The 12,435-nt window shown below is 62.6% G+C and carries 11 protein-coding genes; 3 read left to right on the top strand and 8 right to left on the bottom strand.

Features of this window, described 5'->3' with window-relative positions:
• Positions 1-494 precede the first annotated feature (494 nt).
• Positions 495-1,637, bottom strand: coding sequence for an ATP-NAD kinase family protein (locus E0L37_RS15355; RefSeq protein ID WP_133492595.1), 1,143 nt, complete (start codon positions 1,635-1,637; stop codon positions 495-497).
• Between the two features lie 107 nt (positions 1,638-1,744).
• On the opposite strand from E0L37_RS15355, the gene E0L37_RS21545 reads away from it, so the two are divergent.
• Positions 1,745-1,918, top strand: a complete 174-nt coding sequence (locus tag E0L37_RS21545; protein ID WP_166643077.1) for a PA1571 family protein — start codon at positions 1,745-1,747, stop codon at positions 1,916-1,918.
• On the opposite strand, the gene E0L37_RS15350 is transcribed toward E0L37_RS21545, so the two are convergent.
• From E0L37_RS15350 to E0L37_RS15340, 3 genes are all read right to left on the bottom strand, one after another.
• On the bottom strand, positions 1,851-3,017 hold the full coding sequence (locus E0L37_RS15350) for a 4-phosphoerythronate dehydrogenase (RefSeq protein WP_133492583.1): 1,167 nt from the start codon (positions 3,015-3,017) through the stop codon (positions 1,851-1,853). The genes E0L37_RS21545 and E0L37_RS15350 overlap by 68 nt on opposite strands.
• A 38-nt stretch (positions 3,018-3,055) precedes the next feature.
• A complete protein-coding gene (locus tag E0L37_RS15345) occupies positions 3,056-3,922 on the bottom strand; it encodes a fructosamine kinase family protein (protein WP_133492582.1) in 867 nt (288 codons plus the stop codon).
• Between the two features lie 182 nt (positions 3,923-4,104).
• Positions 4,105-5,172, bottom strand: a complete 1,068-nt coding sequence (locus E0L37_RS15340; RefSeq protein WP_133492581.1) for an AraC family transcriptional regulator — start codon at positions 5,170-5,172, stop codon at positions 4,105-4,107.
• Between the two features lie 201 nt (positions 5,173-5,373).
• On the opposite strand from E0L37_RS15340, the gene E0L37_RS15335 reads away from it, so the two are divergent.
• On the top strand, positions 5,374-5,802 hold the full coding sequence (locus E0L37_RS15335; RefSeq protein ID WP_133492580.1) for an SRPBCC domain-containing protein: 429 nt from the start codon (positions 5,374-5,376) through the stop codon (positions 5,800-5,802).
• 94 nt (positions 5,803-5,896) lie between these two features.
• Positions 5,897-8,527, top strand: coding sequence for an RND family transporter (locus tag E0L37_RS15330; RefSeq protein ID WP_133492579.1), 2,631 nt, complete (start codon positions 5,897-5,899; stop codon positions 8,525-8,527).
• A 499-nt stretch (positions 8,528-9,026) separates the two neighbouring features.
• On the opposite strand, the gene E0L37_RS15325 is transcribed toward E0L37_RS15330, so the two are convergent.
• Genes E0L37_RS15325 through E0L37_RS15310 form a run of 4 tightly spaced genes read right to left on the bottom strand, consistent with a single transcriptional unit; the run spans position 9,027 to position 12,316 of the window.
• Complete coding sequence (locus E0L37_RS15325; RefSeq protein ID WP_133492578.1) at positions 9,027-9,962, bottom strand: cation diffusion facilitator family transporter; 936 nt, start codon at positions 9,960-9,962, stop codon at positions 9,027-9,029.
• Positions 9,959-10,687 (bottom strand): peptidoglycan DD-metalloendopeptidase family protein, encoded by a 729-nt coding sequence (locus E0L37_RS15320; RefSeq protein ID WP_133492577.1) that lies wholly within the window; start codon positions 10,685-10,687, stop codon positions 9,959-9,961. Before E0L37_RS15320 ends, E0L37_RS15325 begins: the two co-directional genes overlap by 4 nt.
• 49 nt (positions 10,688-10,736) lie before the next feature.
• A complete protein-coding gene (locus E0L37_RS15315; RefSeq protein WP_133492576.1) occupies positions 10,737-11,660 on the bottom strand; it encodes a DUF368 domain-containing protein in 924 nt (307 codons plus the stop codon).
• Positions 11,657-12,316 carry a protein-L-isoaspartate(D-aspartate) O-methyltransferase gene (locus E0L37_RS15310; protein ID WP_133492575.1) on the bottom strand — a complete coding sequence of 220 codons (660 nt, stop codon included), beginning with the start codon at positions 12,314-12,316 and terminating at the stop codon, positions 11,657-11,659. Before E0L37_RS15310 ends, E0L37_RS15315 begins: the two co-directional genes overlap by 4 nt.
• Positions 12,317-12,435 lie beyond the last annotated feature (119 nt).

The following is a 12,435-nucleotide window of genomic DNA, read 5'->3' as shown; positions in this document are numbered from 1 at the left end:
TCCCAACACCAGAGGGCCGGAACTCGCCAGCAAGCTGGTCTCCCACAGGTCTGCCACGAAGCCACTGTGGGAAGCTTGCTGGCAAGCGAGTATCCCAACACCAGAGGGCCGGAATTCGCCAGCAAGCTGGTCTCCCACAGGTCCGCCACGAAGTCGCTGTGGGAAGCTTGCTGGCAAGCGAATATCCCAACACCAGAGGGCCGGAATTCGCCAGCAAGCTGGTCTCCCACGGATCCGCCACGAAGCCGCTGTGGGAAGCGGCCCGGGCGGCGCTCCGCTTGGCCGCGAATGCCCTGAGCCGTTGGCGATTCGCTTGCCAGCAAGCTTCCCACAGCGGCGCTGTAGCCACCTCTGAAGGGAGGTCTTCGAGGTAACCGGGCAATACAGGAGCCCCCGCCGGAGCGACGTTAAAATTGCTCCCGGCAATTTTTTTATTCCCGCAATGCCCGCAGCCCCGGGTTTTGACTTCTTTAGCGTCCGGCGTCCGGCCCGTCTTATGCCTCACCGGCGTCCAGCCCCACCCGGTACAGTAACGTATCCTCATAGCCGCTGGTCACCGGCCATAGTCCGCATAACGCCTGATCCAGCCCGGCGTCGCCAGTGTCCACCAGCAGCGGACGCCCTTCCAGAGTGGCCAGTTTACCCCGGCTGGCGAGGATCTGGACGCGGTCCTTACCGAGACGGCGGATCACCGCCGGGCTGAACTGCTGGTTGCCCCGGCCGAACAGGTGCCCCTGACCGCCAATCACGGTCAGCAGCGCCCGCGCCGGAGCGTCACCGATGTGCTCCAGGATCGCCTCGGCGCTGACGTCCGCCGCCACCACCTCGCCATTGCGGATGATATCCACTCCGAGCAGCGTGTTCGGCAGCCCCAGCTGTTCCATCACCACCGCCACGGTGGAACCGGAGCCAACCAGGTAATAGACGTCGTCTTCCAGAGTGTCGATCACCCAGGCGGCGATTTCGGTGACCACCAGGTCTTCCACTTCGCGGCCGCCGCATTTCACCTGCTGCAGGTAACGCCCCTCCTCCGGCACCCTCAGGCTGCCATAGTAACGGGCGCGGACCTGGCCGTGGCGGAACGCCTCTTCGTCGATGTCACGGACCTCCGCGTCCCGCAGCGCCACCAGCCCACCATCGCGCAGGTCCGCCAGCAAATGGCCGGCGGCTTCCGGGTTCACCGCGTACACCGCCGAATGCATTTTGCAGCCAGCTGGCACGCCCAGCACGGGAATGCGCTGTCCCACCGCGTCCACCAGATCCCGGGCGGTGCCATCGCCGCCGGCGAACAACAGCAGGTCGACACCGGCCGCCACCAGAGCCGCCGCCGCCTCGCGGCTGTGCTCGGCTTCGCTGTCTGGCGGCGACCGCCCGACGATCTCCGCCGGGAGGCCGGCGTCCCGGCAGCTGTGCTCGCCCATGTCGCCGCCCCAGGTCAACCAGCGCAGCGGTCGCGCCGCCGATCCCAACGCTTGCAGAGCCCGGGTCATGCGCTCCACCGCCATCGGCCGGGCACCCCGGCGCAGCGCCTCGGCGCGGGTTTCAGCGCCGTCACTGCCTTTCAGGCCCACGGCACCGCCGATGCCGGCGAACGGATTGACCAGCACCCCCACGGTGAGCGGGGATTTTTCCTCCATCGTCATAAAATCATCATATCCAACAACAAGAATGGCCGTGCCGGGGGAGATCACCCCGAACCCAAGGTCAGCCCTCCATGGAGGGTCGGATTAACGGAGAGACTACCATGAGCCGCACTACCCTCTCCCGCTCGCCGGGATCCGGAGATTTCAACGACGCCGCCCTGGTGGACGAACAGGGGCGCGAGATTCCGATCACCGAAGCGATGATTCTCAAAGCCTGTCGAGAACTGGAGCAGGCATGGCGCTACCCGCGCCAGGCGGATCGCAAAGCAGGCTGAGCAAGGCTCTCAGCGCCGGCGCCACCTCACCCTGGTGACGCCAGTAATGCAGTTCGTGGCGCGGCGGATAGTCGCGCCGCAAGGCATCAAACGCCGCCCCCGGGTCGGCTTCCCCGACACTGGCACGCAGGCGACGATCATCCTCGTCAATCCGGTAGACCCGCTGCAACAACGCCAGCAAGTCACCCTCATCCGCCACCGGATGCTCCAGTATCGGCCGCTCCCCGGCCATCACCGGAACCCCGGCACTTTCCCCCCGCCACAGACGGAAGGCCTGGTGGAGCATGGCGGTGCCCAGCCACTTCCCTTCCACGCTGTAACCGGCCACATGCGGGGAACCGAGGCGCACCCTCGCCAGCAGCCCTCCATCGATTCGCGGCTCCCCTTCCCAAACATCCAGCATTACCAGCGGCGCGTCGGCGCCCGCCAGTCTCTCCCGCAACGCCGGGTTATCGATCACCGCGCCCCGGCAGGTGCTGAGCAGCGTTTGCCAGGCACCGAGACGAGCCAGACGTTCCTGGTCGAGCAGATGGAACGTGGCATCCGGTCCTTGACGGGTCAACGGCACGTGTACGGTGATCAGGTCCGCCGCCAGCACCGAGTCCAGGTCGGTCAGCGGCACCACGGTATCGGCTCCAGCGCGTTGCAGCGGCGGATCACAGGCCAGGACCGTCACTCCGAGGGCGCTCAGCCATTGCGCTACCCGGCTGCCCACGTTACCCAGACCGACAATGCCCACGCTGCTGTCGCGCAAGACCCGGCCCTGCTCCCGGCAGGCCAGCAACAGCGCCTGCAGCACGTACTCCGCCACCGCCCGGGCATTACAGCCCGGCGCGTGGGCAAAGGCCACGCCCATGTCCTTGAGCGCCGCCCGGTCCACGTGATCCGTGCCAATGGTGGCGGAGCCAACAAAACGCACCGGTGTTCCCTCCAGCAAGGCCCGGTCCACCCGGGTCACGGAACGCACCAGCAACACCTCGGTGTCGGCCAGGTCGTTCCGGGTCAAGCGGCGGCCATCCACGCGGCGCACCGTTCCCTGCTTTTCAAACAGGGCCAGCCCCGGCATGTTTTCATCAGCGACAATACGAATAGGAGTCAAAGCTCAACACCATCAACAAGACATCATGGATCGCGCTGTCAGTAGGACAGCAAGGTCCGGCAGCTGCGGGTGATGGCATTGAGGTAGCCGCTCCCGAACAGCACGAAATGGTTGAGCAGATGATACAGGTTATAGAGGGTCTTGCGCTGCACCACGGCGGGATCATGGGGATCGATGCCATAACCACGATGGCATTCTTCCGGCACCACGCCAAACAACTCCAACATGGCCAGGTCCACCTCCCCATGGCCGTAGTACACCGCCGGGTCGAACAGCACCAGAGTGCCGTCGGTGAGCGTGCCCAGGTTACCGGACCATAAATCACCGTGTACCAGCGACGGCGTCACCGTCACTTCGGCGAGCCAGTCCATGGCCATCGCCATCACCGCTTCCACCTGACCCGCCTCCGCCGCCGGCAGCCCGCGCTGACAGGCCCGGCGCCATTGTGGCGCCAACCTTTGGTTGACGAAGAAGGTGGCCCAATCCGGCGACGGCGTATTGTATTGGCGGCTGCCGCCGATCCAGTTATCACGGTGGTACCCGAACTGGTCCGAAGAAACGGAATGCAGACGTCGCAACAGCTGTCCCAGTTGCCACCACTGTCCAGCGGACAGGGATTGCCCCAGTTCCAGCCATTCCAAAATCAGAGCCTGGCCGCCCGCCAGCGGGCCGAGGTAGCGCCAGCCCGGCACTCTTACCACTGGCGCCAGCCGGATCAACCCGTCCTGCTCCGCCTCCAACGGGTCGCCGTCACGCATCCATTTGAGGAAGAAACGTTGCGCCGGCGTATGGATGATCGCGGTCAGTCCGGTGTCGCTTTGCCCAAGAAGCCGCAGCCGGCAATCCCGGCCCGGCAGCGACCATAGTATTTCCAGTTCCCGGGCGGCGGCGTCGATATCGATCATAGGCGTTCAGGTTATCGATCCAGGTGATAAAGCCGTTCTCACAGACCGTGCCACGAAGCCGCTGTGGGAAGCTGCCTTGGCAGCGAATGGGTCTGGGATATCACTTACACTGTATTCGCTGGCAAGCCAGCTTCCCACAGCGACTTCGGCGCCACCTTTAAATCCCTGTATCCGGTGCCGTTTCAGCGCTCCATCCGATGGATCGCCATCCGTTCGTTGCGGGCCCGTTCGGTGAATTGCCGGCGCCGGTATTCCCCCGGCGCGCAGCCCTGCCAGCGACGAAAAGCGTGGTAGAAATTGGCGATATCCGAAAAGCCCAGATCCTGGGTCAGTTGCTGCATATCACAGCACGGTTCCACCAGTTTACGGCAGGCGTGCTCGTGCCGCACCTGGTCGCGCAAGTCGGCGAAGCGCAGTCCTTCCTGACGCAGTCTCCGCTGTAGCGTGCGGGTGGTCATATTCAATGAGGAAGCCACCTTCTCCACCGACCAGGCATCTTGTCCCAGCGTTTCATACAGCCGCTCACGCACCTGCAGGCTCACCGCCGCCGCCCGGGTCAGTGCGCCAAGCAGACGATCCGCGGCGCGCTCCAAACGGCGGCGGTAGTCCGGATAAGCGCCGGGCAACGGCGAGGTCAATGCCGCTTCATCGAACAACACGGCATTGCAGGGCGCTTCAAAAACCAGTGGACACTGGAAGAAGACGCGGTACTCGTTCAACTGTGGCGGTGGCGGTGCCGAATGGCGGAAAGCCACTTCCCGCACGGGAAAACGACCACCGGTGAGCGAGCGGCCGATGGCGACGATGGTGGCCACCACCAGTTCGTTATGGGTACGGGTCTGGGTAAATTCCAGGTCCGGATAATGCGGGAAAACTTCCAGGGCCACGGCATCGGCCTCATGTCGCAAGGCGAACCCCAGGTACGGGACCAACAGGTCCTTGTAGCGAAACAGCAGCGCCAGCCCCTGATCCAGGGACGCGGAGGCCGCCATCAGGTTACCGATGATGTCCAGGTTACCGTAATGATTGTCCCTGCCCACATGCAGGCCGAAGAGCGGATCCCGGGTTTCGGCGAAGGCGGTGCTGAACACGGTATCGATCTGCTCCACGCGCACATAGCACTCGGCGCGTCCGACCATATCCGCGTCGATCCCGGCCTTCTGAAACAATGCCTGCACATCCAGACGGCTGCGCAGCGCGATCTCCATTAATGCCGGCAGGTTGGATGCCGGGAACAATTTGCTCGCCATGTGGTTTCCTTACATAGTGGCTTTCGCCTTTGTTATTTTTGGTGCCTGCCGTCATCATTCCCTATGATTTTTTGTTCACGCTAGGCAGAGCGGCCTCTCCGGTCAAGCTCCCCGTGGATAATGGCCCGATTCGCCTCGGCAGTTAACTGGCCGTACCCCATCACGACGGGTACTCTTGGCGCAAACCCTGAAGAGCCTGTCATGCTGAAACGCTATTTCATCGACGACGTCACCGACACCGCCGCCTCCCGCCGTCAGGCTTTTTCGCTGTTCACCCGCGTGGACGACTGGGCCGACTGGTGTTCGGTGGTTCGCTATGCCAGATTGTTCGGCGGATGGCGACCCGGCGCCACCCTGCTGTTCGTTATCGACCTGCCCGGCCTGCCACCCGCGCCGGTGGCGGTAAAAGTGCTGGAAGTGGTGGAGAACGAGCGCATCAGTTGGGGACTGGCGTTGCCGTTGGCACGGATTCAGCACCGCTTTTCCTTCATTGACGACGATGACGGTGGCTGCCGGTTGCATCAGGAAGAATGGTCCGAGGGCGCCATGACATTGCTCACGCTCCCTTTCGGTAAACTGATTCATCGCTTTGATCGCCGTTTCGCCGCCGAATTCGCGGCGATGTTTTAGGGCCTGTTCACGCTATTTGCGTCCCGCCTGCTGGATGCAAATAGCGTGAACAGGCCCTAGAAGGCTGTTAATAATAACCGGTCCGAGAGGTTCCATGACCCACCGACTGTTCTTGAGCTATTGCCGGGTGGTGCTGCGCCATCCGCTGTTCTGGCTACTGATCGTGGCTTTGCTGAGCGCCACCGCCGCCTGGCAGGCACGGCACTTCAAACTGGATGCCTCGGCGGATTCTCTGGTGCTGGAGAACGATCAGGCACTGCAGTATTACCGTGGTATCGCCAAGCGCTATGGCGGCAGCGATTTTCTGGTGGTGACCTACACCCCCAAGGATCGCCCCCTGTTCCAGCGCGACACCCTGGAGCACCTGTCACGGTTGCAGGACAGTCTGAAGAAAGTGGATCGGGTGGCTTCGGTTTACAGCATGCTGGATGTGCCGTTGCTGTTCAGCCCACAGGTGGAATTCACCGACCTGGCCAGCGGCTACCGCACCCTGCTTGAACCGGACACCGACCTGGCCCTGGCGAAGCAGGAATTCACCGAGGAAAACCCTCTCTATCAGGATCTGCTGGTCAGCCGGGACGGCAACACCACCGCGCTGCTGCTGACACTGGAAGACGATCAGCATTACCGCGACTTGCTGGCACAACGTACCGAACTGCGCGAGAAGCGACGTGAAGGCACGCTCAGCGCCGAAGAAGAGAAGCGGCTGGAGACGGTCTCCCGGGAATTCAGCGACTACAGCAGCCAGCTGCAGGCGGAGAGCACCCAGCGTATCGAGCAGGTGCGCGGCATCATGGACCAGTATCGCGATCAGGCAGGGCTGTTCCTCGGCGGTGTGCCGATGATTGCCAGCGACATGGTCAGTTTCATTCGCGCCGATCTGGAGATCTTCGGCATTGGCGTTCTGGTCTTTCTGATCCTGGCCCTGTTTCTGATTTTCCGCCGACCCCGCTGGGTGGTGGTGCCACTGATCTGCTGCGGACTCACCGTGCTGCTCGTCACCGGCTGGCTTGGTTTCATGGACTGGAAAGTCACCGTGATCAGCAGCAATTACATCTCGTTGTTGCTGATCATCACCATGTCCATCGCCATTCACCTGACCGTGCGATACCGGGAACTGCACGAGGAAAACCCTTCCGCGACCCAGGCCTGGCTGGTCCGGGAAACCGCCGCTCACATGATGCGGCCCTGTGTATACATGATCCTGACCACCATCGTTGGCTTCTCCTCCCTGGTGATCAGTGACATCCGCCCGGTGATCGACTTCGGTTGGATGATGACCATTGGCCTGGCGGTGGCGCTGGTGGTGTGTTTCCTGGCGTTCCCCGCCCTGCTGCTGCCGCTGCAACCGGGCACCGCGCCCGGCGGCGGTGATCTGACCCGAAAGCTGACGCTGGGCTTCGCCAACATCACCGAAAAGAGCCGGCTGCCACTGCTGCTGGCGGCGCTGGTAATCATTGCCCTGGCGGTGTGGGGGATGAGCCGCCTGACGGTGGAAAACCGCTTTATTGATTACTTCCAGAAAGACACGGAAATTCACCAGGGCATGCTGCAAATCGACCGTAAGCTGGGAGGTACCACACCACTGGACATCATCATTGATGCACCGCCCAGACCGGAACCCAAAGTACAAAACAACCAGACCGCCTCCTCCGGGCCGGCGTCCGACGATGGTTTCGGCGCGGTGGACGAGGATCCCTTCGCCGCCGGAAGCGACGGCTTCGGCGCGGGCGATCCCTTCGCCGACGACAACACCGACCCGTTCAGCGCCGACCCCTTCGGTGCGGACGACGGCGGCGATCCGTTCAAACAAGCTTCCGCCGGTGAGCGCCGTCTACGCGATGCCTACTGGTATACCCCGCAGCGGCTTGGCCAGTTGATCGAGATCGAGGAATATCTCAAATCCCTGCCGGAAACCGGCAAGGTGCTGTCCATCGCCACCACTTACCAGGTGGCGGAAAAGCTCAATGGTGGCCCTCTCAGTTACATGCAATTGATGCTGCTGGCGAGCTTCATTCCCGATGATCTGCGTTCACAGCTGGTGAATCCATACATGTCCGAGGACGGCCGCCAGGTACGCATCAGTGTGCGGGTGATCGATTCGGACAAGAATCTCAATCGCGATGACCTGCTCAAGAAGATTCGCGGCGATCTGCTGGAGAAGTTTGACCTGCAGCCCGGGCAGGTGAACCTTACCGGTGCCATGGTGCTTTACAACAACATGCTGCAAAGTTTGTTCGATTCCCAGATCAAGACCCTCGGCTATGTGTTCGTGGCGATAATGGTGATGTTGCTGCTTCTGTTCCGCTCGCTGCCGGTGGCATTGATCAGCATGGTGCCGAGCCTGGTCAGCGCGGCGCTGGTACTGGGTTTGATGGGCTGGATCGGTCTGCCGCTGGATTTGATGACCATCACCATTACCGCGATCACCATCGGCATCGCCGTTGACGACACCATCCACTACATACACCGGTTCCATGAGGAGTTGCCGAAGGACAACGACTATGTGGCCACCATGTACCGCTGCCACGGTTCCATCGGCAAGGCGATGTACTACACCTCACTGGTGATTATCGCCGGCTTCTCGATCCTGGCGATATCCAACTTCAATCCCACCGTGTATTTCGGGCTGCTCACCGGCCTGGCCATGCTGGTGGCGCTGCTCAGCAACCTGACCTTGTTGCCAGCCTTGCTGATCAGTGTGAAACCGAAACTGAGGGTGTGAGGTTGGGCCGGACGCCGATAATGCAAAACCAGACCCAACGCCCTGGTAAGCACTAGAACACCTTTTTAGGTTCATCGCGGTTTAGCGGGACACGGCGCTTCAATCACGGGCATGGGTCTGTAACGGAAGCGGTTACCAGCCGCTGTATTCGCCAGCAAGCTGGTCTCCCACGGATCAAGCTACGAAACCGCCGTGGGAAGCTTGCTGGCAAGCGAATATCCCAACACCGGAGGGCCGGAATTCGCCAGCAAGCTGGCCTCCCACAGGTCCGCCACGAAGCCGCTGTGGGAAGCGGCCCGGGCGGCGCTCCCTTTGGCCGCGAATGCCCTGAGCCGTTGGCGATTCGCTTGCCAGCAAGCTTCCCACAGCGGCGCTGTAGCCACCTCTGAAGGGAGGTCTTCGAGGTAACCGGGCAATACGGGAGCCCCGCCGGAGCGACCCTTCCCGCTAAACCGCGATGAACCTTATTTATATCCGCAATGTTCGAAGAGGCGGTGCTCTAAAGCGTCCGGCCTCTGGCGTGCGGCGTCCGGCGCTCATCCACCGGCACCCGGGGCGCTCCGGGTACCGGGTCCTGGTGGATGATCACCTCGGCGTTGGGAAACGCCTTGCGAATATCCAGACGAATGCGCTCACCGAGGGCATGGGCATCGAGCAGGGACATGGTCTGGTCCATATCCACATGCAATTGAATAAACAGTGTGCGCCCCGAGAGACGGGTACGCAGATCATGGAACCCGAGCGCGTCGGTATGGGCTCCGACGATGGCGCCAATACGATCACGGGTATCCCCTTCCACCTCCCGGTCCAGCAACAGCTGGCTGGCTTTCCAGCCGATGTGCCAGGCGGAACGCAGCACGAACACGGCGATCAGCAATGCCACGATGCCGTCCGCTTCCGGAAAGCCCAGCCAGACGATCAGCAGAGTGCCGATAATGCCCAGGTTCACCGCCAGATCGGAAAAGTAATGCAGGCTGTCCGCCTCGATCGCGGTGGAGCCGGTGCGTCGAATCACGTAACGCTGAAACAGCACCAGCGCACCGGTCAGGACAATGGAAAACACCATCACGCCGATCCCCAGACCGGTGGCCTCCAGAGGTTGCGGATCCAGCATTTTGAGGATCGCTTCGCGCCCCAGAAACACCGCCGAGCCCGCCACCAGGACCGCCTGGCCCAGTCCCGCCAGTGCCTCCGCCTTGCCGTGTCCGAAGCGGTGCTCCTCATCCGGCGGCACCAGCGAATAGCGAATGGCGGCAAAGTTCACCAGCGAGGCCAGAGAATCCATCGCCGAATCCACCAGCGAAGCCAGCAGGCTGACCGAGCCGGTGGCGCTCCAGGCCAACGCCTTCACCACGATCAGCACCAGGGCCACCGCCACCGAGGCGGAAGCGGCGAGAAGCAGTAGGCGGTGGGAAGCACGGGCATGATCAGTCATGGTTTCTTCGGCAACAGGGGAAGCGGGTCCACCGGTTGTCCGTCCCGGCGGATTTCAAAATGCAATTGGGTGCGGAAAGTGCCGCTCGATCCCATGGTGGCGATCTTCTGCCCGGATTTCACCTGCTCCCCCTCCTTCACCAGCAAGTCATCATTGTGGGCGTAGGCGCTCAACCAGCGATCATTGTGCTTGATGATCAGCAACTTGCCGTAACCGGTCAGGCCCACGCCTTTATACACCACCGTCCCGTCCGCCGCGGCCACCACCGACGCGCCGCGACGCCCGGCGATGGCGATTCCGCGAGGGCCTCCGCCAGCGGAAAAACGCTGCACCAACTCGCCCTCCGTTGGCCAGCGCCAACGTACATTGCTGACCACTTTAGGGGCCGGTGGAGGGGCCGGTTTAGCCACCGGTTTGACGGCCGGCTTCGCCGCCGGTTTGCTGCTTGAGGCGGTACTGCGTGGACGGGCTTTTGGCGCCGGCGCGGCGCGGGAGGAAAAACGGATCACTTGTCCGGGGTAGATGGTGTAAGGCGCCTTGATGCCATTGGCGCGCGCCAGCGACTTGTAGTCCCAGCCGTAGCGCCAGGCGATCGAATACAAAGTCTCGCCGCGAGCCACCTTATGGCTGCCGGAAGTCACCGGCTGGGAACGGGATGACTTGCCGTACAGGTCAACCACCGGCGGCGGATTGCTTACCGCGCACCCGCCCAACAGCAGTGCCATAGCCATACAGAAGCTGAATATACGGACCCAAACGCGCAAGAACAGGCTCTCAGTCGGTGGTCTCCTTGGCGACATTATGCACAGGTGCGGCCAGGGAAAGTAGCCAGACCACGGCCACCCCCAACAAAGTAGCGACCACGGCGATAAAAATCTGCGTCCCCTCGCCGGTGACCTGGGCGTATTGACCAGGCGTCAGCCAGTGTTCTCCCAAGCCACTTTCGGCACCCACACGCCAGGGCCAGAGTTTGACCAGCGAACCGGCCATGAAGCCGCCAAGCAGCGCCATTACCGTGTCATGGTAGCGATTCAGCAACCACTTCAACAAATGCACGAAGCTCAGCAGCCCCACCGCGCACCCGCCGGCGAAGGCAAACAGCAATGGCCACTGGCCATCACGTACCGCCTGCAGAACCGGCTCATAAAGCCCGAGTAAAAGAAGGATAAAACTGCCGGAAATGCCCGGCAGAATCATCGCGCAGATGGCCACGGCGCCACCGAGGAAGAACACCAGCGGACCGACACCAGCGCTCTGCAATCCCGGCGCCAGCGATATCGCCACCGCCGCCAGGGTGCCAATCAGAAACGCGGCCCACTGGGGCGGGCCCCGGCGGACCAGCGGCTTGAGGATCATTGGAATACTGGCGGCGATCAAACCGGAAAAGAACGCCCACACCGGCACCGGGTGGTGTTCCAGAAACCAGGTAATCAAGCGTGCCAGCAAAGCGATGCTGGTGAGAATGCCGGCCAGCAGAGAGATCAGGAAGGTGAAGTTGCCGGCACGCCAGAAGGCGGCGAACCCCTGCCGGCGCCAGACGGTGATCAACCCGGGGCGAACTCCGCCCAGGGTGCCGATCAGTTCCTCGTAGATGCCGGTGATCAACGCCAGGGTGCCGCCGGAAACGCCGGGCACCACATCGGCGGCGCCCATGGCGATGCCCCGGCAGTAGATGCCGGGGCGAAACAAAGTGGTCATTGCACGCCTCTCTGAAAGGGCACGAACCGCACCGGGTCCAACGCCCGCGATACCAGCTCGTTGCCATGCCGGTCCACCACGGTCAGCCGTTGTTGGCGATCCCCCACCGGCATCACCAGACGGCCGCCCTCGGCCAGTTGGGCCAGCAGTTCCTCGGGAATCTCCGGGCGGGCGCAGGTCACCAGGATGCCATCGAATGGTGCCGCCGAGGACCAGCCGAAGCCGCCGTCGGCATGGCGCAGCTGCACCCGGTTGGCCAGCCCCAGTTCACGCAGCCGTCGCCGGGCGGCATCCTGCAAAGGGCGGATCCTCTCCACCGAACAGACCTGGCGGGCAAACGCGGCCAGCACCGCGGTCTGGTAACCGCAGCCGGTTCCCACCTCCAGCACCTTCTCCGGAATCGCCTGCTCGATCAGCAGCTCGGTCATGCGCGCCACCACCCAGGGCTGGGAAATGGTCTGCCCGTGACCGATGGGCAGGGCGGTATCGTCGTAGGCCTGATGGGACAGTGCTTCGTCCACGAACAAATGCCGTGGCGTGGCGCGAATGGCTTCCAGCACCCGCTCATCGGTGATCCCCGATTCCCTTAGCCGGCTGATCAGCCGTTCCCGGGTACGCGCGGACGTCATGCCAATCCCACTTCGTCGGTCTGTCATGCTACTAAGAGCCTGTTCATAATCTTTACGTCACCGCGCCGGAGTTCATTTTGTCGTCAGCTCGTGATTTCGATTGTGCAGTGTAGTCATTCTACATAAACAAGCGTAATCGCGGGCTG

This window comes from Alcanivorax sp. 24 (assembly GCF_004360225.1).
Taxonomy (GTDB): Bacteria; Pseudomonadota; Gammaproteobacteria; order Pseudomonadales; family Alcanivoracaceae; genus Alloalcanivorax; species Alloalcanivorax xiamenensis.
This window is presented reverse-complemented; position numbering and strand designations above follow the sequence as displayed.